The 20471-nt window shown below is 62.3% G+C and carries 20 protein-coding genes; 6 read left to right on the top strand and 14 right to left on the bottom strand.

All coding sequences use genetic code 11. The annotated features are described in order from the left end of the window. Nucleotides 1-5: 5 nt before the first annotated feature. Together HYP802_RS0121355 and HYP802_RS0121350 are read left to right on the top strand one after the other, a co-directional pair. Nucleotides 6-614 carry a GNAT family protein gene (locus tag HYP802_RS0121355; RefSeq protein ID WP_024276504.1) on the top strand — a complete coding sequence of 203 codons (609 nt, stop codon included), beginning with the start codon at nucleotides 6-8 and terminating at the stop codon, nucleotides 612-614. Continuing rightward, the gene (locus HYP802_RS0121350; protein ID WP_024276503.1) at nucleotides 614-4597 is read left to right on the top strand and encodes an EAL domain-containing protein; all 3984 of its coding nucleotides are present in this window, start codon (nucleotides 614-616) and stop codon (nucleotides 4595-4597) included. Before HYP802_RS0121355 ends, HYP802_RS0121350 begins: the two co-directional genes overlap by 1 nt. A gap of 56 nt (nucleotides 4598-4653) precedes the next feature. Here the strand turns inward: HYP802_RS0121350 and HYP802_RS0121345 are convergent, their stop codons facing one another. Continuing rightward, a complete protein-coding gene (locus HYP802_RS0121345) occupies nucleotides 4654-5271 on the bottom strand; it encodes a YqgE/AlgH family protein (protein ID WP_024276502.1) in 618 nt (205 codons plus the stop codon). 175 nt (nucleotides 5272-5446) lie between these two features. On the opposite strand from HYP802_RS0121345, the gene HYP802_RS0121340 reads away from it, so the two are divergent. Together HYP802_RS0121340 and HYP802_RS0121335 are read left to right on the top strand one after the other, a co-directional pair. Then, nucleotides 5447-6274: a protein-disulfide reductase DsbD domain-containing protein gene (locus HYP802_RS0121340; protein WP_013949772.1), complete on the top strand. Its 828-nt coding sequence runs from the start codon at nucleotides 5447-5449 to the stop codon at nucleotides 6272-6274. 58 nt (nucleotides 6275-6332) lie between these two features. After that, nucleotides 6333-6830: a peroxiredoxin gene (locus HYP802_RS0121335; protein ID WP_013949771.1), complete on the top strand. Its 498-nt coding sequence runs from the start codon at nucleotides 6333-6335 to the stop codon at nucleotides 6828-6830. Here the strand turns inward: HYP802_RS0121335 and rnhA are convergent. From rnhA to ispH, 3 genes are read right to left on the bottom strand one after another with little or no spacing between them, the layout of a single operon-like run. Further along, entirely contained in the window at nucleotides 6822-7310 is a 489-nt protein-coding gene (gene rnhA / locus HYP802_RS0121330; RefSeq protein WP_013949770.1) for a ribonuclease HI, read from the bottom strand. The two genes, HYP802_RS0121335 and rnhA, sit on opposite strands and share 9 nt — an antisense overlap. Beyond that, a complete protein-coding gene (locus HYP802_RS0121325) occupies nucleotides 7307-8278 on the bottom strand; it encodes a homoserine kinase (RefSeq protein WP_024276500.1) in 972 nt (323 codons plus the stop codon). The genes rnhA and HYP802_RS0121325 overlap by 4 nt, the downstream gene beginning before the upstream one ends. 22 nt (nucleotides 8279-8300) lie before the next feature. Beyond that, nucleotides 8301-9302 carry a 4-hydroxy-3-methylbut-2-enyl diphosphate reductase gene (gene ispH / locus HYP802_RS0121320; RefSeq protein ID WP_013949768.1) on the bottom strand — a complete coding sequence of 334 codons (1002 nt, stop codon included), beginning with the start codon at nucleotides 9300-9302 and terminating at the stop codon, nucleotides 8301-8303. Nucleotides 9303-9531: 229 nt separating this feature from the next. On the opposite strand from ispH, the gene HYP802_RS0121315 reads away from it, so the two are divergent. Then, the gene (locus tag HYP802_RS0121315; RefSeq protein WP_244420929.1) at nucleotides 9532-10137 is read left to right on the top strand and encodes a hypothetical protein; all 606 of its coding nucleotides are present in this window, start codon (nucleotides 9532-9534) and stop codon (nucleotides 10135-10137) included. A gap of 97 nt (nucleotides 10138-10234) precedes the next feature. On the opposite strand, the gene HYP802_RS0121310 is transcribed toward HYP802_RS0121315, so the two are convergent. The 10 genes from HYP802_RS0121310 to HYP802_RS0121270 all read right to left on the bottom strand — a co-directional run bounded on the left by HYP802_RS0121310 (nucleotide 10235) and on the right by HYP802_RS0121270 (nucleotide 19230). Then, complete coding sequence (locus HYP802_RS0121310) at nucleotides 10235-10726, bottom strand: F0F1 ATP synthase subunit B (protein WP_013949765.1); 492 nt, start codon at nucleotides 10724-10726, stop codon at nucleotides 10235-10237. Between the two features lie 12 nt (nucleotides 10727-10738). After that, on the bottom strand, nucleotides 10739-11299 hold the full coding sequence (locus HYP802_RS0121305; RefSeq protein WP_245261520.1) for a F0F1 ATP synthase subunit B': 561 nt from the start codon (nucleotides 11297-11299) through the stop codon (nucleotides 10739-10741). A 44-nt stretch (nucleotides 11300-11343) separates the two neighbouring features. Then, complete coding sequence (locus HYP802_RS0121300; protein WP_013949763.1) at nucleotides 11344-11568, bottom strand: F0F1 ATP synthase subunit C; 225 nt, start codon at nucleotides 11566-11568, stop codon at nucleotides 11344-11346. A 92-nt stretch (nucleotides 11569-11660) separates the two neighbouring features. Further along, complete coding sequence (locus HYP802_RS0121295; protein ID WP_013949762.1) at nucleotides 11661-12410, bottom strand: F0F1 ATP synthase subunit A; 750 nt, start codon at nucleotides 12408-12410, stop codon at nucleotides 11661-11663. A gap of 20 nt (nucleotides 12411-12430) precedes the next feature. Further along, nucleotides 12431-12838 (bottom strand): AtpZ/AtpI family protein, encoded by a 408-nt coding sequence (locus HYP802_RS0121290; protein ID WP_013949761.1) that lies wholly within the window; start codon nucleotides 12836-12838, stop codon nucleotides 12431-12433. A gap of 244 nt (nucleotides 12839-13082) precedes the next feature. Next, entirely contained in the window at nucleotides 13083-13400 is a 318-nt protein-coding gene (locus HYP802_RS23895; RefSeq protein ID WP_013949760.1) for a hypothetical protein, read from the bottom strand. Between the two features lie 121 nt (nucleotides 13401-13521). Next, the gene (gene smc, locus HYP802_RS0121285; RefSeq protein ID WP_013949759.1) at nucleotides 13522-16983 is read right to left on the bottom strand and encodes a chromosome segregation protein SMC; all 3462 of its coding nucleotides are present in this window, start codon (nucleotides 16981-16983) and stop codon (nucleotides 13522-13524) included. A gap of 62 nt (nucleotides 16984-17045) precedes the next feature. Continuing rightward, nucleotides 17046-17858, bottom strand: coding sequence for a DsbA family protein (locus tag HYP802_RS0121280; protein WP_013949758.1), 813 nt, complete (start codon nucleotides 17856-17858; stop codon nucleotides 17046-17048). Nucleotides 17859-17870: 12 nt separating this feature from the next. After that, nucleotides 17871-18542 (bottom strand): DsbA family protein, encoded by a 672-nt coding sequence (locus HYP802_RS0121275; protein WP_024276497.1) that lies wholly within the window; start codon nucleotides 18540-18542, stop codon nucleotides 17871-17873. A gap of 145 nt (nucleotides 18543-18687) precedes the next feature. Beyond that, on the bottom strand, nucleotides 18688-19230 hold the full coding sequence (locus HYP802_RS0121270) for a DciA family protein (protein ID WP_013949756.1): 543 nt from the start codon (nucleotides 19228-19230) through the stop codon (nucleotides 18688-18690). A 98-nt stretch (nucleotides 19231-19328) separates the two neighbouring features. On the opposite strand from HYP802_RS0121270, the gene mutY reads away from it, so the two are divergent. Further along, nucleotides 19329-20459, top strand: coding sequence for an A/G-specific adenine glycosylase (mutY, locus tag HYP802_RS0121265; RefSeq protein ID WP_013949755.1), 1131 nt, complete (start codon nucleotides 19329-19331; stop codon nucleotides 20457-20459). Nucleotides 20460-20471 lie beyond the last annotated feature (12 nt).

The following is a 20471-nucleotide window of genomic DNA, read 5'->3' as shown; positions in this document are numbered from 1 at the left end:
AGGGCGTGGCATTCCTTCGTTCGATACGTCCCGATGAAGATTTCGAGGTCGTCCACGGCCGCGCCCTGACGTTGCGTCAGCCGGCGCCTGCCGACTATACGGCCTGGGCCGAACTCCGGTCCGCCAGCCGGGCGCACCTGACGCCGTGGGAGCCGACGTGGTCGCCGGACGATCTGTCCCGCGCCATGTATCGCCGCCGCCTTCGCGCCTACGCCAAGGACATCCACAACGACGTCTCGTATCCCTACTTCATCTTCGAGAACACGACGGGCACACTGCTCGGCGGCGTCACGCTCTCCAACGTCCGCCGCGGGTCGGCGCAGACGGCATCGCTCGGCTATTGGATGGGCGCGCCTTACGCCGGTCGCGGCCACATGCGCGAAGCCGTCGCTATGCTGCTGCCTATGGCCTTCAACGCCTTGCGGCTCCACCGCATCGAGGCCGCGACGATGTTGAAAAACTTTGCTTCGATGCGCGTCCTTGAATCAGTCGGTTTTCAGCGCGAAGGGTTGGCGCACGGATACCTGAAGATTAATGGCCGATGGGAAGACCATCTGCTTTACGCGCGTCTGGCTGAGGGGCCATCGTCAGGCACTTCGGAACTGGGGGGGTAATGGCAGTCTGGAGGGGTGACGGAGGGAAACGGGCACGGTCCTGGCTGGCGTTGCTGGGCCTCGTTGTCACGTGCCTCGTTACGCTCGTCGGACGAGCCGAAGCGCTGACCCCCATTCCCGTCGAAAGCGACCAGGACCGGCTCGAGATCACGACGCTCGGCGAAGCCTACGAAGGCCGCGGCGACAGCCTGCAGGTCGAGACGGCTGCCGGGGCTGATGGCGTTTCCGGCCGCATGACCGTTCGCGCCTCCGTTCCGGGCACCAGTCCGAACTGGGTCGTCTTCGCGTTGACGAATAAGACAGACAAATCCCTTGAACGCTTGCTGACAGCCGACCGCTACAACGTTGTCGGCTCCGGTGCCGTCTGGCCCGACCTCGACGCCCGCCGCATCGAGAGCGTTACGCCGTCGGTCGGTTTCGTGCCCGAACGCATCAAGAGTGATAAGGCGGACGTTTTCCGCATCACGCTCGAACCGGGACAGACGATCACATACGTCGCCGAGCTTGCGGGTGATCGCTACGCCCGCATGTATCTCTGGCAACCGATCGACTACGAAATTAAAACCCGCGACCGCCAGCTATTTAACGGCGCAATGCTGGGCCTGACGGGCCTGCTCGCGATCTTCCTGACGTCGATCTTCGCCGCCAACCATAAGCTGATCTTTCCCGCCGCGGCCTTGGTCGCGTGGACGGTCCTCAACTATCTGTGCGTCGATTTCGGTTTCTTCCATAAGCTTTTCAATTTGAGACCTGAAGACAACGCCGTCTATCGAGCCGCTGGCGAAGCGGCGATGGCGGCGAGCTTCGTGATGTTCTTCTCGACGTTTCTGCGCTTGGGGCTCTGGCACGGCATCGTGCGTATGATGATCGGCGTCTGGATCGTCGCGCAGCTGACGTTGATTGCCGTCGCCGTCATTGATCCGCGGCTGGCGGCGACGTTTGCCCGATTATCGTTCCTGGCCATCGGTGGCATTGGCGCGCTCTTTACGCTCTTCCTGGCCTTCAAGGGACAGGATCGCGCCCTGTCGCTCGTGCCGACCTGGGTTCTGTTCCTGGTCTGGATTTTCGCGACTGGCATGACGCTTACCGGCCGCATGTCGGGCGACGTGGTCGTCTCCAGTCTCGTCGCCGGCCTTGTGCTGGTCGTCATTCTGATGGGCTTCACGGTCACGCAATTTGCGTTCCGCTCGTCAGATGCCATTTACACCGGCGCGCCCACCGAGCTGCAGGGCCGGTCGCTGGCGCTGGCTGCATCCGGATCGACAATCTGGGAATGGAATATCCGCCGCGACGAGATCAAGGTCGGGCCGGAGGTTGAGATCGCCTTGTCTCTCATGCCGGGCGAATTGACGTCGAAAGTCGACGATTTCCTCAAACACGTCCATCCGACAGATAAAGAGCGTTTCCGCGTCACGTTGATGTCGGCACAGGAACGCTCCGGCATTCGCATCAAGAGCGATTTCCGTCTCCGCCACGCCGACAACAGCTGGCGCTGGTTCGAGCTTGAAGCCGCCAGCGTTCCCAATGCCGACGGCCGTACCCTGCGCTGCGTCGGCCTGATCCGCGACGTCTCAGACAGCAAGCGCGCGCACGAACGTTTGTTGCACGACGCGGTGCATTGCAGCCTGACGGGCCTGCCCAACCGCGAACTCTTCATCGACCGGCTGAAGTCAGTCATCGTCCGCGCCAAGACCGACAACACCGTCAAACCGTCGGTGATCTTTATCGACCTCGACAAGTTCAAGAGCGTCAACGCTTCGTTCGGCCTCGTTCGCGGCGACAGCCTGCTGCTGACGGTCGCGCGCCGCCTGCAACGCCATCTTGGGCCGCAGGATACGGTTGCCCGCGTTGGCGGCGATCAGTTCGCATTGCTCTTCATCGGTGAGCGGGAAGCGCGCAATCTGCCGGCGCTCGCCGAACGCATTCGCCGCTCCTTGCGCGCCCCGATACCGCTTGCGAACCAGGAAGTGATCTTGACGGGATCGATGGGTGTCGCGCTGTGGGATGGAACGCAAGGCGCCGACGGCGATCTCCTGAAGGATGCCGAACTGGCGATGTATCGCGCCAAGCGCGGCGGCCCGGACCGCATCGAGGTCTTCGAGCCGTCGATGCGCCGCGACCGCGATTCAGACGCTCAGATCGAAGCCGATCTGGCGCGGGCCATCGAGAAGAACCACCTCAAGGTTCTCTATCAGCCCATCGTTTATCTGCCGACCAAAGAGCTGGCCGGTTTCGAAGCCCAGTTGCGCTGGGAGCATCCCAACCTCGGTCTCGTCAACCCGATGGCGCAGTTGGCTGATGCTGGCGACAGCGAGATCCTGATCAAGCTTTGCTCGCACCTGCTGCTGCGCGCCTCGCGCGACGTTGCACGCTGGGTGCTTGAGCTGCCACGCTCGGAGCGGCCGATCTTCGTTTCGGTGAATGTCTCCGGCCGTCAGTTCTTCCGTCCGGAGTCGGTTCAAGAAGTCCGCCATGTGCTCGGCCGTAATATTGCACCCGCTGGTACCATGCGGCTCGAAATCTCCGAGAGCCTGCTCATGGACAACCCAGAGCAGGCGGTCGAGGTTTTGAAGATGCTCAGCGGCTCGGGCGTCGAGCTAACGCTCGATGACTTTGGCAACGGCTTCTCATCGCTCGCCTATCTGCATCGGTTCCCCTTCGATACGGTCAAGATCAACAGCACGTTGGTCCGCGGCAGCGGTACCGGCGACGGTGCCGCGATCATGAGGTCGATGGTGGCGCTCGCGCACGAGCTGTCGATGACCATTGCTGCGGAGGGCATCGAACGGGCCGACGAAGCCGCATTCCTGCGCTCGATCGGTTGCGAATACGCACAGGGTTATCACTTCGGCGAGCCGATTCCCGAGCGCGCCGTCTCGCAGCTCTTGAAAATGGTCCGGCGTTCGGAGCGCAAGCTGCAGCCGCGCGGGTTCTTCCGGCCAAAGGCGAAAACGCCCGGCAAAGAGGTGACGAAGAAGTCTGGAAAGCTCATTACGGCATCGGCCAAAGCGCCGCCGCAAGATCCCAAGACAGCCAATCCCGCCGCAGTCCCGGCAACGGCCGGTTCGCCTGCGACGAAACCGGCGGCTTTGCCGTCCGGATCTGTCGTCCGGCAGCGTCAGAAACCGGCCGCACCCGCAGCCGCCAAACCGAATGGCGTCAACGGCATCGCCCCGGCGACCGTCGCTGCTCTCAACGGTGCTCTGAACGGTTCGGCGAAGCCTGCCGACACGCCTTCGCGCAATCCCGACCCGGTTACGGCTCCGCCGACGCTATCGGCGTTGGCTCCGGTTCCTCCCAACCCCTTGAGCAATCGCAACGGCAACCACGGCGCCGGTCCGATCACGCAGTCGCCCCAGACGCGAACCGCAGCGCCGAGACTGGCCGACGCCGGTCCGTCGGGTCCTGGCGGGCCGCTGGCGCCGCCGCCACAAACCATGCCGCCGCCTTCGTTGTCGCCCCAGCCGTCGAACCGGCAAGCCCCCCATATGCCTGCGCCGCCGCCGCACGCCAATGGCGTACCGACGACGGTCTCGCCGCCATCTCGGCAGGCGCCGGATCGCGCGCAACAGGACGAGCGCAGCAAGAATATCGTTTCACCGCTCGCCGAGGCGCTTGCGCGCGCCAGCGCGTCTCCGGCGCCGCCGCCTCCCGGCGCGCCTTCCGCCCCATCTCAAGCGGCATCACCACCGCCGCGGACCGGAACGCCTATCCCTGCGTCGCTGCGCAGCGATACGCCGACCATCATCCCGCCCACCGCGCCACCACCGCTTCCGGGCAATGGCAACGGCTCGGGATTTCCCTCTCAGCCGTCGACGCAGCCTGATTTCTCGACGCTGCCGCCGTCGATTGCTCAGAGCCTCGCCCGTCTCGCCGGCGCCCCACTGCCGGGCAACGGCAGCACCAGCGGCGGTCCGGCCTCGAGTGACAGCGCGTCTAGAGAGCCGAAGAAACCGTCAAAGGTCGGCTCCGCCGGCGTTTAGGCACCCAGTAGCCTCATGAGAGAAAAGAGACCGCGGCCGACGCCGCTGCAGCGCGCTTAGGCGTGTCCGGCGTCACTGACGAGATGTGAAAGATCAATCCCGATCTTGGCCAACGCCCGCGAGTATTTGCTCTCCAGGTCATCATCGAAAATGATGTCGGGATCGGCCGGGCAGTGCAGCCAGCCGTTCGCCTGCAGCTCCGTTTCGAGCTGCCCTGGCGACCAGCCCGCATAGCCGAGTGCCAGCAACGCCCGCTCCGGCCCGCGTCCCTGTGCGATGGCCTTCAGAATGTCGATGGTTGCCGTCAGGCAGACCCCCTGTTCGATCGCAAGCGTTGAATCTTCGGAGAAATAGTCGGAGCTGTGCAGCACGAACCCGCGCCCCGTCTCGACCGGTCCGCCGACCTGAATCGGCAGCGACAGCACCTCGCTCGTAATTTCGTCGTCAGGATCACGCGGCGAAATACCGAGCCGTTCGAGAAGATCGGGCGCTGTAATATGGTTGGCGCGTTGATTGATGATCAGTCCCATCGCGCCTTCGGCAGAATGCGCGCACATGTAAATGACCGAGCGCTGGAAGCGCTTGTCCGTCATCGACGGCATAGCGATGAGGAGCTGGCCTTCGAGCTTGATCTCTGAGCCGTCGTCTGGGCTCAACTGTCGGCTGACCTTCATATTGTCCAGACTAACCTCATACAACGGCGGCGTGAAGATCTTTAAAGTCCGGCAAAGCAGCGCCGGGACCTGTAACGAGAGGCGATCCCGCCGCATATAAGGGCTCGTGAGGTCGAACGAGAGCCCGGTCCCCGGCCGACATGACAATGAATTAAGCATTGGAAGGCAAGCGAGCGTGATCAGACTGGCTTTGGCATTCTTTCTACTGAGCGGCACGGCGGCATGGAGCGATGCCGGACCCGTTGCCTCCGACTGGTTTCGCGGCATGGACAATCAGGCGCGCCTGATTGCCGGACACGCCTCCCGCGATGGCAAGACGGCGCTCTATGCCGGCGTCGACGTTTCAATGCCCGGGGGCTGGAAAACCTATTGGCGCACACCGGGCGACGCGGGCGGCGTCCCACCCGATTTCGATTGGACAGGTTCCGATAATCTCGCCTCGGCGACAGTCCTTTATCCGGCACCGCACCGCATTCACGACAAGGCAGGCGACGTCGTCGGCTACAAGAACGCCGTGTTGTTCCCGGTTCTGGTGACGCCGAAAGACCCAAGCAAGCCCGTCACGCTCGAAGGCAAGGTTCAGTACGGCATCTGCAAGGACATTTGCATTCCCGCCGAAGCCGAGCTGCAACTCACAATTCCGCCGGACGTCGGGACCTCCGCAGAGCTGACAGCAAGTCTTGCGCGTGTGCCCGACAAAGCGGCGCGATCGGGCATCGACCCGACCCTGGCGTCCTGGCATCTGAATGACAGTGCGGGCAAGCCGAAGCTTATTCTCGATATCGCCAGCTCCGATCCCAAGACTGCCGATGCCTTCGTCGAAGGGCCAGGCGGAATTTACGTTCCGTTGCCGAAACGCTCAGCCGATCAATCCGGCAAGGCGGTATTCGAGGTCGATCTGACCGACGGCGTCAACATCAAGGACCTCAAAGGCAAGCCTCTGACGGTCACGATGATCGACGCCAAAGGCCAGTCCGAGACAACGATTGTCCTTGAGAAGTAAGGCTTCCGGTCTACATAGAGGACCGGCCGACGAGGCCTGAAACGCAGAGGACATGCCCATGACGCTCAAGGTCGGAGATCGCCTGCCGGACGGAAAATTCACGGTGATGGGGCCAGACGGTCCACAGCCCAAAACAGTCGGCGAAATCTTCGCCGGCAAGAAGGTCGCGATGTTCGCGGTGCCGGGCGCTTATACGCCGACGTGCAGCAAGAGCCACATGCCGGGCTTTGTCGATCGAGTCGATGAATTACACGCTAAGGGCATCGACACGATCGCCTGCACGGCCGTGAACGACGTCTTCGTCCTGACGAACTGGGCGAAGGACATGGGCGCGACCGGCAAGATCGAAATGCTTGCCGACGGTTCCGGCGATTTCGCTAAAGCCATCGGCCTTGAAATCGACCTCTCGAATTTCGGGCTGGGTCTGCGCTCGAAGCGTTATGCCATGCTGGTCGATGACGGCGTCGTCAAAGTTCTGAACGTCGAGGACTCGCCGCCCATCGCTGACAAATCGAGCGCCGCAACGCTCTGTTCGATGATCGACCGCTCAATCTAAGTCGTCGGCGGGGAGCTTCGCGGCTCCCCGGCGTTTGAACGGCGCCATTGCGAGGCGCGCCAATTGGTCGGCGCGCTCGTTTTCCGGATGTCCCGCGTGGCCCTTCAGCCAATGCCACGTGACGTGATGCTTGGCGCGCAGCGCGTCCAGCTCCTGCCACAGCTCGGCATTCTTGACGGGCTTCTTGTCGGCCGTCTTCCAGCCGTTCTTCTTCCAGCCGTGAATCCACGCCGTGATGCCCTGGCGTACGTAGTTGCTGTCGGTCCACAGATCGACGTCGCTTTTTCGCTTGAGGGCTTCGAGCGCCGAGATCGCGCCCTTCAACTCCATGCGATTGTTCGTCGTCAGCTTTTCGCCGCCGTTGATCTCTTTGCGGTGCGCGCCGGAAATGAGAATGGCGCCCCAGCCTCCGGGTCCGGGATTACCCGAGCAGGCGCCGTCGCTGTAGATTTGAACTTTCGGTCGTTGTTCGTCTGTCATGAAATCAATTGTGGTGCGTAGTCTGCGATGCTTCCGACCGATTGGTGGAATTTGAGCCGCCGGACATAGTCCGCGGGATCCTTGCGCGCAACGAGCGCATCTTTCGGCGTGTTAAGCCAATCATAGCTGCGCGTCAGCAGAAAGCGCATCGCCGCGCCGCGCGCTAAGATCGGCATTGCGTCTCGTTCGCGATCGGTAAGCGGCCGAACGCTGTCATAGCCTTTCAGCAGGGCTGCGCCTTTTGCCGGTTCGAATGCCGATGCCGCGTCGAAGCACCAGGCGTTGAGACAGACCGCGATGTCGTAAGCCAGCGCATCATCGCACGCGAAATAGAAATCGATGATCCCGGAGAGCTTGTCGTCGAGGAAGAAAACGTTGTCCGGAAAGAGATCGGCATGAATGACGCCATGCGGCAGATCCGTCGGCCATTTCTCTTCAAGGAAACGCAGCTCGGTCGCGATCAGCGCTCCAAGGCCCGGACAGATCTCTTCCGTCCGCTCCGCAAATTTGTCGTAGAGCGGCCGCCAGCCCGCAAGCCCCAGAGCGTTGGCGCGGTGCAAGGGAAAGTCCTCGCCCGCCAAGTGCATGCGCGCCAGCGCTTTGCCGAGCTCGAGACAATGCTCAACCTTCGGCCGTTTCGGCCACACTCCCTTAAGAAACGTGATGAGCACCGCATTGCGTCCGGCAAGCTCGTTGAGAATGTTGCCGTTCCGATCTCGAACCGGCAGCGGACACGTGACACCGCGCGCGCACAGATGTTCCATTAGGCCGAGGAAGAACGGTAGATCGGCGACGTCGACGCGCTTTTCATAAAGCGTCAGAACGAACGTGCCGCCGGTCGTGTGCACCAGATAATTGGTGTTCTCGACGCCTTCCGCGATGCCCTTGAACGAAAGCAGCTTCCCGAGATCATACCCGGCGATAAAGCGCGCAAGCTCGTCGTCGCTGACTTCCGTATAGACCGCCATGTTCCTGTGCGCCGAATGGGAGCTAGTGCTGTTCGGCCGGAGCGCGAGCGACCCGGACCTCACGCGGCACATTGAAGACCACGCGCTCCTCGAGTGTCGTGATGATATCGATCGTTACATCATAGCGGTCGCGGAACGCTTCGACCACTTCTTCGACGATGACTTCCGGCGCCGATGCGCCTGCCGTGATCCCGACGGTCTCTGCGCCTTCGAGTTTGTCCCACGGAATATCGGCCGCCCGCTCGACGAGGAACGAGAAGCGGCAACCGGCGCGCGACGCGACTTCGACAAGACGCAGCGAGTTCGAGCTTTTCGGGCCGCCGACCACTAGCAATCCGTCGATCTGCGGAGCGAGCGCTTTAACAGCGTTCTGACGATTGGTCGTCGCGTAGCAGATGTCTTCCTTCACCGGGCCGCCGATGCCGGGAAAACGCTCCTTCAGCACGGCGACGATTTCAGCAGTGTCGTCGAGCGACAGCGTCGTTTGTGTGACATAGGCCAGATTGGATGCATCTTTCGGCATGAACGCCTGCGCGTCCTCGACCGATTCGATGAGCGTAATCGCGCCTTGCGGCAGTTGCCCCAGCGTGCCGACCACTTCCGGGTGGCCAGCGTGTCCGACGAGAATGATTTCGCGGCCTTGCTCGTGGTGACGGGCCGTTTCCATGTGAACTTTCGAAACCAGCGGACACGTCGCGTCGACGACGAACATGTTACGGCTGCGTGCCGCAGCAGGTATGGCCTTGCTCACACCGTGTGCTGAAAAGATCACGGGCTGTTCGGTATCTGGAATCTCATCCAGCTCTTTCACAAAAACGGCGCCTTTCGCCCGCAGGGAATCAACAACATAACGGTTGTGTACGATCTCATGACGGACGTAGACGGGGGCGCCGAATTTGGTCAAAGCCTGTTCTACAATTTGAATTGCGCGATCAACGCCGGCACAGAAGCCGCGCGGCGCAGCGAGAAGGATCTTGAGGGGCGGCTTTTTCATGGTCGCATTGCTTTGGTTAAGGCCGGACATGGAAGAAAGACGTCCTCTATATTCGTTCGGCATGCATGAAAATGCATTTGGGGACCAGTGGCGTCGGATGCTACGGTGCTTTTCGGACAATACAAGGGGCCGGGGGTCCGAACCTCGGGGGACAGTGTTGCGCAACTGGGGTTATCGGCATCCTTTTAACAGGGATGTGACGTTGACGCGTCGCTTCTTTGCACCGTCCGCCCGAATAATGGCAGCGGTGACGCTTGTTATGCCGCTTACGGCCCTTGGTGGCTGCGGCATGTCCTCGCTGACGTCTGGCCTCGGCGGCGGAATGTTTGGAGGCGGCTCTTCGGGAAATACCCAAGTCGCATCCGTCAACGAAGCCCAATTGCTCGACGCGGCCAAATCCAACGATACGAGTGCGACAGGAAGCACGTTCGTCGGCGATGTTGACGCCGGTTGCCCGCGTCTCGTCATCGCGCCGCATGACAACTACATCACGTTCTACGAAATCGGCCATGTCGGCGATGCGCTGGCAGTCGCACAGCGCGGCGAAATCACCAAGACGGCGCGCGAGTGCCAAGTCGAGCCTGGCCGCGTGACTGTGAAATATGGCTTCTCAGGTCGTGTGCTGCTGGGACCCAAAGGCCAGCCTGGCAACGTCACTTTGCCGATTACGGTATCCGTCAACGATGGCAAGCGCACGCGCATTGCGACCGACAGCGTGAAGCTTGATGTCAACGTCGGCCTCGATAAGCCGATCAGCTATTTCTCGACCGTCCGCACCGTCACGTTCCCGATTGCTGAAGGCACGCGGCCTGGCGAGTATCAGCTCGTCGTCGGCTTCGACGGCAGAGCGCCAAGCTCCGGTTGATCCGTCAGCTGCCCGCTTTCGCTAAACCGAAATTCAAGCCAACAAAAAAGCCGAGCATGAAGCCCGGCTTTAAACGTTCTGGCCGTCTGCGATTCGCTCAGTTGAGCTTGCCGCTGAGATCGCCGATCGACTGCGAAACCAGCGAGTCGCCGGTCGCACCTGTTGCGCGCGTCTTCAGGATTTCGTGCGCCGCTGCGAGCGCCGTTTCCACGGCGACGGAGCGAACTTCGCCCAGGGCCTGTGCTTCGGCGCGTGCAATCTTGTCTTCAGCGATTTTCGAGCGCCGCTCCAGGCTCTCAGTGAGGGCCTTGCGAGATTCGCTTGCGAGCGCTTCCGCCTCGCGCTTGGCCTGCTCGATGATCGACTGAGCTTCAACCTCGGCTTCGCGGGCCTTGCGTTGATAGTCCATCAGCAGGGACTGCGCTTCTTCGCGAAGCTTACGCGCTTCATCGAGTTCCTTGCGGATGCTGTCGGCACGATTGTCGAGCGCCTTCGCGACGACACCCGGAACGCCATAGTAGACGAGCAGAGCAAGGAACGCCACGAAGGCGACAAGCACCCAGAAAAGCGGATTAGTTGGATCGAACATGGTCCTAAATCCTCAACTGCCCGCTACCGGACGCAGCACCTTCTTCACGTCCTCGGCAGGAACGTCCTGGCCGATGAGCTTCTCGACGACGGCACGCGTCGTGTCCGTCGCGATATCGCCAATTGCCGACAACGCCTTGGTCTTTGTCGCGGCAATACGTGTATCGGCGTCGCGCAGCTTTCCTGCGATCTGCTCATCGACACGGTGACGCTCGGCCTCCGTTTCGGCGGCGAGCTTCTCGCGCGTATCCTTGGCGATGCTCGAAGCGTTAGCACGCGCGTCGGCGAGCGCCTTTTCGTAGTCGGCGAGCGCCTTGTCGGTTTCGTCCTTCAGGCGTCCAGCAGCATCGAGATCGCGCTTGATCCGGTCCCGGCGCTCTTCGATCACTTCGCCGACGCGCGGAAGCGCGATCTTCGACATGACGAAAAACAAAGCCAGGAACGTTACGACGAGCCAGAAGAGCTGGGTCTCGAAGGTATGCGGATTGAGCTGCGGCAAGCCACCGGACTTGGCGGCTTCCTCGGCCGCCTCAGCGGCGACCGCGAACAGCATTGTCGTGCCGGCAAACATCATAGCCTCCGGTTGATCGGGCTTGGTTCAGTAGTCCCGGCCCAGTCTCAACCGTAGAGGATGATGAGCGCGATCAGAAGGCCGAAAAGGCCCGTCGCTTCAGCGAGAGCGAAGCCGATCAGCAGGTTCGTGAACTGCGAAGCGGCAGCCGACGGATTGCGCAGCGCGCCCGAGAGGTAGTTGCCGAAGATGTTGCCGATGCCGATGCCGGCGCCGATGAGCGCGAAGCAGGCGAGGCCGGCGCCGATAAACTTGGCGGCTTGCGGATCCATTGGAGTATCTCCCTTTGTGTTCGGTTTTAGAGGTTTCAGATTGACAAGCAAAACAGGGCGCCGACGGGTGGCCCGCCTTCGCCCTGAAATGTTCAATGGTGCATGTTGACCGCGTCGTTCAGGTAGATGCAGGTCAAAACCGTGAAGATGAACGCCTGCAGAAATGCAACGAGCAGTTCAAGACCCGTGAAAGCCACCATGAAGCCGGTGGGCGCGATCTTGCCCCACCAGGGCAGCAGCACCGCAAAGCCTGCAAAGACTTCGAGCATGGTGTGGCCCGCCATGATGTTGGCGAAGAGACGCACCGAGTGGCTGATCGGGCGGATCAGATAAGACGTCAGTTCGATCGGAATGATGATCGGCATGAGCCAGAGCGGCACGCCGGCCGGCGCGAACAATCTCAGATAGCCAACGCCATGCTTCCAGAAGCCAACGAACGTCGCCACGAGCCAGACCATGGCAGCCAGCGCGAACGTCACGATGATGTGGCTGGTGACGGCAAAGTTGCCTGGGATGAGGCCGAAGATATTGAGAACCAGGATGAAAATGAAGATCGTGAACACCCAGGGGAAGAACTTCATGCCTTCCTCGCCGATGTTCTCTTTCACCATGCCGGCGATGTATTCGTACGTCACTTCCGCCGTCGACTGGAGACGGGTCGGAACGAGCGCACGGCCGCGCATGGCATAGAGCAGGTAGCCGACGATGACCGCAAACGCGAGAACCATCATCAGCGATGAATTGGTGAACGAGATGTCGTGACCGAAAAGATCGAGATCAACGATCTTCGTGATCTCGAACTGCTCCATCGGACCATGATGTCCGGCGCCTTCAGCGGCCAAGGCCTACCCCCTAGTCTCTCTCATTCGTCGTCGTCATTTTTGACTGACGGCGCCGCCTTTTGTAGCGGTTCGTTTTTTGCCTGCGCCTCTTGAGCGGCGCGGACAACATTCAAAAGACCTGCCGCAAAGCCGATTATGACCATCACGATCATCAGCCAGGGCGCCGTGCCGAACTGCCTGTCCAGAAGCCAGCCAACGCCGCCGCCGAAAACGACGCCGACGATCAGCTCGGCCGCGAACTTGAAGGCGGCTCCATAGGCGGATTGATCTTGAGGTCCTCCGCCCGCCGATCGTTCAGCCTTTGCCTTCTGCGCTTTCAGCGCGTCAAGCTTCTGACCAAGCTCCGCCGACCGCTTGCGAAACGCATCACGGTCTTCCGGGCTGATTTCGCCGCGTTCCGGACTTTGACCCTTGCCATCGGCTGACATGGCTCAAACCATCCAGATATTGCGGAAAACCGGCCGCTCAGGGAGATCGACGGCGCGGACCATAGTTAGGGGGTCTGGGGGTGTCAAGGAATTGGGCATAACGCTTTCTACCATGAGGGTACGGCGAAACCGCGCAGGCTTTTGCTGAACTATTTTCAGTCTGATCTGCAAGGGAAAGCCCTCGTCCGGCACAGTCGCCTGCGCAGACGAGGGCGCATTATTCTGAGGGCTTTTTGCGCAATGGTTAAGGGGTGGACGGATTTTGTGCAGGTGGGGTTGTCGTTGCCGGGGCGGTCTCTGGCGCGCCACCGGCCCCTGGCTGGGCCGTAGCGGACGGAGGAGCCGCCTGCTGGGTGTTCTGGCTAGGGTTGCCGCCGGACGATGCATCGACCCGTGGCGGCGTCGCACGCCAGAAGCCGACGACAAGCACCACGCCCACAGCGACCGCCAGGGCCATCGAGGCGAGCAATACCCGAAAGTTCGTTTTGCGGGGGCTGGCTTGCCGCGCGTCCGTCGGTTCGATGGACGAGCGTCGCGCCCGGGGATCTAGCTGTGGTTGCATTGGGAGGCTCCTTTCTCCTGATGAGACGGAACGCCTCCCCCTGTGACAGGTTCCCGCACGAGGGCGTGACCGACCCGGGCCGGCCGGTGCCGGAGTGCGTGGAACCCTCGGGATTTAGCGGTCAGCTGGCTTCGCGGAAGCTCTGCGCGGTCTGCAGGTCGACGGAAACGAGCTGCGACACGCCTTTCTCCGCCATCGTCACGCCGAACAGCCGGTTCATGCGCGCCATCGTCATCGGATGGTGCGTGATGGCGAGGAACCGTGTCTCGGTCTCCGCCGCCATCTGCTCCATCAGGCGGCAGAAGCGATCGACGTTGGCATCATCAAGCGGCGCATCGACCTCGTCGAGCACGCAGATCGGCGACGGGTTTGTCAGGAAGACTGCAAAGATCAGCGATAGCGCCGTCAGCGTCTGCTCGCCGCCCGAAAGCAGCGATAGTGTGGCGGGCTTCTTGCCGGGCGGCTTAGCGATGATCTCAAGCCCGCCCTCCAGCGGATCTTCCGGGCTTTCGATCATTTCGAGGCGCGCTTCGCCGCCACCGAAAAGATGCGTGAACAGCCGTTCGAAATGGCCGTTGACCGTCTGGAAGGCGCCATCCAACCGCGACTTGGCCTCGCGATTGAGCTGCTGGATCGCCTGGCGGAGTTTCGCGATGCCTTGTTCGAGGTCTTCGCGCTCGGCCACCAGGGTTTCGAGCTGTTTCGAAACTTCGGCCAGATCCTCGTCGGCCTGAAGGTTGACGCCGCCGAGCCGCTCGCGGTCGGCCTTGAGCTTCGCCAGGGACCGCTCGACGTCGATGAGCGCCGGAATGGACGACGCCTCGGGGAGCGCAGCCAACGCCAAGCAATCTTCCGGCGCGACTTCGAACGTCTCGCGAATGTGGCGCGCCGCCTCTTGCCGTTTGTGCCGAGCGTTCTCAAGCCGCGTCTCGATCCGCGCCTTGGCTTCCCGCGCGCCTGACACGTCCGATTGCGCCGACCGGAGAGCGTCCGTCGCAGTCTTGACGGCAGACTCTGCCGCCGCCAGTGCGTCGGCTGCTTCGCGCCGCTCCTGATCTGCGCGCGACAGGGCCGAAAGCAACGTTTCGCGCTGGGCCGCAATCTTTTCCGGCAGGTCCGCCGTAGCCGCGATCTCGTCGCGAGCCTCTTTCAGGCGGCTGCTGAGGCTTTCGACCTGGGCTTCGGCGCTCGCCTGCCGCCCCTTCCAGCGCGCGATCTCGGCATTCGAATGCCGGATGCGTTCGGCGCGGATTTGCTTGTCGCGATCGAGGCTGCCAAGCCGGATGCGGGACTCTGAAACGTCGCGCCGCGCCTGCTCGGCTTCGGCTTGCGCGGCTTTGAGCAATGGTTCGAGATCTTCGCCTTCGTTCATCGTCACGATGTGGGCTTCGATCTCGACGTGGCGCGCCTGCGCTGTGGTCAGTTCTTCATCTGCGCGCGCTCGTTGCGCGACGACGGCGGCGAGCTTCGTTTCGCTCTCACGCTGAAGTTTTTCCAGCGCCGTGAGCTGCTGGCGAACCTGAGCGAGCTCGTTCTGCTTTTCGCGATAAAGCTGACGCAGCCGCCGCTCTTCCGCTTCAGCCTGCTGCGCGGCTGCCGCCGCCGCGCGTTCGGCTTCGATCGTGTCTTTGGCTTCGTTGAGCACCGCCTGCGCACTGCGGTCGAGTTCCGCCAGCCGGTTCTTGTGCGCGAGGCGCTGGGCGGCAGGCGTCACGCCGTCCGACGCCGCAACAAACCCATCCCACCGCCACAGATCGCCCTCCGGTGAGACGAGCCGCTGGCCGGGCTTCAGATGCGGCTGCAGCCGCGCACCGTCCTCGCGCTTGACGACACCGATCTGCCGCAGCCGCCGCGTCAATTCCAGCGGTGCTTCGACGTGCATATCGAGCGGTTCTGCGTCAGCAGGAAGCGCATGGTCTTCCGCCGGCAGATCAAGACGGCGCCAATGCACCGCCGCTTCCGGATTGATTGGCGCTTCGAGATCGTCACCGAGCGCCGCACCGAGCGCGGCTTCGTATCCGGGCGATACGCGAATGAAATCGACGGCTGGCGGATAAGCGTCTTCGTCACCGCGCGCGAGCAGCTTGGCAATCGTCTCGCGTTCCGTTGAAAAAGCATTGGCCGCCAGACGCACGCGCTGCGCTTCGTCGCGACGCGCTTTCGCTTCGACCTGTGAAGTCTTGACGGTCTCCTCGGCGGTGAGCGCATCGGCCTCGATCTTGCTGATCTCTTGCGCCAAGGCCTGCCCGCGCTGCGCCATATCCGCAACTTTTTCGCCGTCCGGTGCCTTGGCGGTGAGATCGGCGATCTGCGCGTCGAATGCCGTGATCTGCCGCGTGATTTTGGCGACGACGTCCTTGCGCTCGCCAAGCGCCGCTTCGAGGCTTCTGAGTTTGGCACGCGCTTCCGCCGCACGATGCGTGATGTCGGCGAAATGTGCATCTGCTGCGGTCTGCCGGGCTTCGGCTCCTTCGAAGCGGGCTTTCTCTGCCGTCTCTTCATCGATCGCCTTGCCGTCGGCGTCCTGGATCGCTTTCAGATCGGCTTCGAGATGGACGAGCGTCTCCTTGGCTTCGTGAATGAAGCCTGTTTCACGCGTTAAATCCGTGTCGAGCTGTTTCGCCCGGGCTTCGAGTTCGCGGGCCCGCTCTGCGGCCCTCGCCGCTTCGCGTTCGAGATTTTCCTGCTCGATTTTGAACCGCGCCAGCGCCGCGCCCTTTACGGCTTCCGCTTCGCGCAGCGGCGGCAATGCTTCGCCGAAACGAAGCTCATCGTTGAGCGCCTTCGCCTCGGCTTCCGTCGCAGCGCCGAGCCGCATCATGGCATCGGCGAGTTGCGCCTCTTCTGCTTCGACGCTGTGCTGCGCATCCTGCCACGTGAGATGCAGCGTGAGAGCTTCCTGCTGCCTGATCTCGGTTGAAAGCTCTTTATAGCGACGCGCCTGCCGCGCCTGCCGCTTCAATGATTCCGTCTGCGATTGCAGTTGCCCTGCAACGTCGCTGACCCGCTCGATGTTGGCTTCGGCTGCCCTGAGCTTCAGCTCCGCCTCATGGCGACGCGTGTGTAGACCCGCGATGCCCGCCGCATCTTCCAGAATGCGCCGCCGCTGTTCGGGCTTGGCATTGACGAGTTCGCCGATCTGCCCCTGCCGGACGAGCGCCGGCGAGCGCGATCCAGTCGCCGCATCTTCGAACAGCACTTTGACGTCGCGCGCCCGCACTTCGCGTCCGTTGATGCGATAGGCCGAGCCCGCATCGCGTTCGATGCGCCGCGTAATTTCGATGACGTCGCTGCCGTTGAACTCGGACGGAGCCTTCCGCGCGCTGTTGTCGAGGAACATCGTAACTTCGGCGCTTTGCCGTTCCGGCCGTCCGCCGCTGCCGGAAAAAATGACGTCGTCCATAGCGGCGGCACGCATCGACTTATGCGAGCTTTCGCCCATCACCCAACGAAGCGCTTCGAGAAGGTTCGACTTGCCGCAACCGTTGGGACCGACGACACCCGTCAGCCCCGGCTCGATCACGAGCTCGGTCGCGTCCACGAAGGACTTGAAGCCGAGAAGCCTGAGCCGGGTGATTTTCATGTCGGTCGCGTCAGTCCTCGATGCCGGTGTTGCCGTGGCTCAAGACCGTCGCGACGTGCCCGTTAGGGACTTGCCGAGGCCGTCGGCGTATTCTGCGGCCGGGTCGCCTGTTCGACGTAATCGGCGATTTCGGCAATCGTCAGCTCTTTCTTAATGAGCTTGGTGCCGATGAAAAAGTTCGGCGTTCCGATGATGCCGAGCTTGCGCCCACGATCCTTAACCCACTTCAACTTGGCGATCATGTCTTGATTCTGCAGACAAGCGTCAAACTGCGGGCGAGTCATCCCCACCTGTTTGGCGACCGCGTAGATGGCATCGAGCCGCACCTCCAGGCTTACCCAGGACGGCTGCTGCTCAAGAAATTTCCCGTAAAGTTCCAGATACTTGTCGGGCGGAGCGCAGCGCAGGGCGATGGTGGCGTTGCCGGAGCTTTTGCCGATCGGGAATTCCCGCAGGATATACCGGACCCGGCCCGTATCGATGAACCGCCGCTTGAGCTCCGGATAGACCGTCAAATGGAAGTTCCGGCAGTGCGGACACGTCAGCGAGGCGTATTGCACGATCGTGACCGGCGCATCCTGCCGCCCCCAGCTCATCTCGGGCAGCGGGCTCGGCGCCATGATGTCGGCAATCGTCGGGTTCTGGATGACCTGCCGTCCGGTGGTCGAAGCCGTGGCTGTCGGATCGCCGAACGGCGTCGGCATACCGTCATCCGGCGTATCCGAGCTTGTCGACGGATAAGCACCGAGGCCGCTGCTATCGGACGAGATGCTTGCCGTCGCCGGTGACAGCGACGGCAGTGTCGAACCGCACCCTGCGAGCCAGCCGGTCAACAGCAAGGCGACAGCAAGTTTGAGCGGTCGAGCGAGAGACATTTGATTTCCCGGTTACTTCCCCGCCAGCAGCGGTTCGAGCACCTTATCAAATGCTTCCATCGTTGGCGCTTCCTGCAGCTTTTTGCCGTTGATAAAGAAGGTCGGTGTGGCATTGACGCCAAACGTCTCGCTGGCGCGCGACCGCTCGGCCGTGATCGCATCGAGAAGTTTCTGATCTGTCAGACACTTATCGAAGCTCTCCTGCGTGAAGCCGGCCTGCTTGGCAATGTCGAACAGCTTAGGCACCGGGCTGCCGCCGGTGAACGCCCAATCCGACTGTTTTTCATAGAACGTCTGGATCAGCGGCAGGGCTTTGTCTTTGCCTGCACAGCGCGCCAGCATCGAAACAGCGGCGGCGAGATTATCGAGCGGGAAATCGCGGAAGATGTACCGGACCTTGCCGGTGTCGATGTATTTCTTCTTGAAAGGCTCGAAGACTTCGTTGGTGAAGTGCGCGCAGTGCGGGCACGTCATCGACGCGTATTCGACGACCGTGACCTTGGCATCCGCCGAGCCAAGCGACAATTCGTCGAGCCCGTCCGGGGCCTTCATCAGTTCGGCGACCGGGACTTCTGCCGGGCCGTCTTTGCGCTGCGCGAAGCTCGGCTCGGCGCTCGTAAACGCAACGCCGATGACGGCCGCCAAAGCGAGCAGGCCCGGAATGATTTTTTTGAACGTGTTCAAGGTCCCAACTCCTCTGGGAATGCATCTCGCAACAGAATGGCGGTAAAAGAACGTCCGCCAGAAACCGTTCCGGCGCCCGAATAAGCCCAATCCCGAGTGAATAGCAACCGAACGGAGCGATCAACACTATGGGAAACTGGCCGTCTCAGCGTGCGCTTGCCGCCGCGACACTTCTGCGGAGCGTCTGCAGCGCCGTGTCGAAATCCCCCGACGCCGGGAGCACGGGTTCTCTCGGCGCGCTTTGAGCGATTAAGTCCTTGGCCGCAATCGGCTCTTCCATCCGCGGGACCTGCCGGATCTTGATCTGGGCAATGGCGCGATAACCGAAATACCGATTGATCCGGTCGATGATTTCCCCATGCCGGTAGGAAACATCCAGTGCAAACGCCGGGTCGGTCGCGACAATCAGCGTCGCGCCTGAGCTGCGGCCCTCGTCGTCGGCATCCACCGGCGCTTTGCCGCCCCGCGGCCATTTGATCGAGTCCGGTCGTGTCAGCCGGGCAAGGTCCTTGCCGACGATCGTCTCCCACGACGACATGATCTCGGCGCTGTGGAAGCCGAATTTCTGGAATACGGCCGATGTTACCTTGGGCACGAACGCGCCCACCGCTTTTGCGAACACGCCTTTGGCCGGGCGCATGTCCGCAGGCAGCGCCTTCATCTGGGCTGTGGGTTCATAGTCTGACAACGGCGTTTCCCCCGCCTGGCGGTCTTGTGGTGACGTATAGGACAGATACCATTGTCGATGCGATTCGAGCTTCCCGCGCAACCGGAGACGCCAAGCGCATGGGCGCGGTCCAGGAAAATATCGCTGAGCGACGAAAGCAGCAGCAGCTTCCGCTGCGGCCCGCCGGTCCGTTGACGGTCAAGGCTCTCCTCGACTGGTACGCGGCCGAGAGGCGCGATCTTCCGTGGCGCTACGGCCCCCGCAAGGCCGCCGACCCTTATCGCGTCTGGCTGTCGGAAATCATGCTGCAGCAGACGACGGTGAAGGCGGTCGTCCCGTACTTCCAGAAATTCGTCGCCCGCTGGCCGACCGTCACCGCACTTGCGGCTGCCCCGCTTGAAGAGGTCCTGCAGCAATGGGCGGGCCTCGGCTACTATTCGCGCGCTCGCAACTTGAAAGCCTGCGCCGACGTGGTGGTGCGCGATTACGACGGCGCGTTTCCCCGCGCTGAGATCGAGCTTCTGAAGCTCCCCGGCATTGGCCCCTATACCGCCGCGGCCATATCGGCGATCGCGTTCGGCGAAAAAGCGACGCCCGTTGACGGCAACGTCGAGCGGGTGGTGTCGCGCCTGTTCGCCGTAAGACAGCCGTTGCCCGCCGCCAAGCCCGAGATCCGCAGGCTCGCTGCAACGCTTACGCCGCAGCGCCGGGCGGGAGACTTCGCCCAGGCGATGATGGATTTGGGTGCTGAAATCTGCACGCCGAAAAAACCTTCGTGCCTCGTCTGCCCGGTGCAGCAGGATTGCGCCGCAAGCGCTCAGAACCTCGCCGAGCTGCTGCCGCTGAAAGCCGCGAAAACGGCGCGCCCCTCACGCTACGGCATCGCGTTTCTTGTGCAGCGGGAAGACGGCGCGGTGCTGCTGCGCCAGCGTCCCGAGGCGGGCTTGCTCGGAGGCATGCTCGAAGTGCCCTCCACCGCATGGGGAGACGCGCTGCCGACCAAGATGCAAGCGATGCGCTCGGCGCCCGTATCGGCGTCATGGATGCCGGTGCCGGGCACAGTCGTGCACGTCTTCACCCACTTTCGTCTGGAACTCGTCGTCTATCGCGCGCTCGTGTCGGTCGACGCCGGCTTCACGCTCTGGGCTGAGCCGGAGCGCTGCCGCTGGGTCCATCGCCGCGATCTTCACGGCCAAGCGCTGCCGAGCGTGATGAAAAAAATCATCGCGCACGGCCTCGCCGACAACTGAAGCGCCAGCCAC

This window comes from Hyphomicrobium sp. 802 (assembly GCF_000526135.1).
GTDB lineage: Bacteria > Pseudomonadota > Alphaproteobacteria > Rhizobiales > Hyphomicrobiaceae > Hyphomicrobium_B.
The sequence above is the reverse complement of the archived record's forward strand: the minus strand, read 5'-3'. Positions and strand labels throughout refer to the sequence as shown.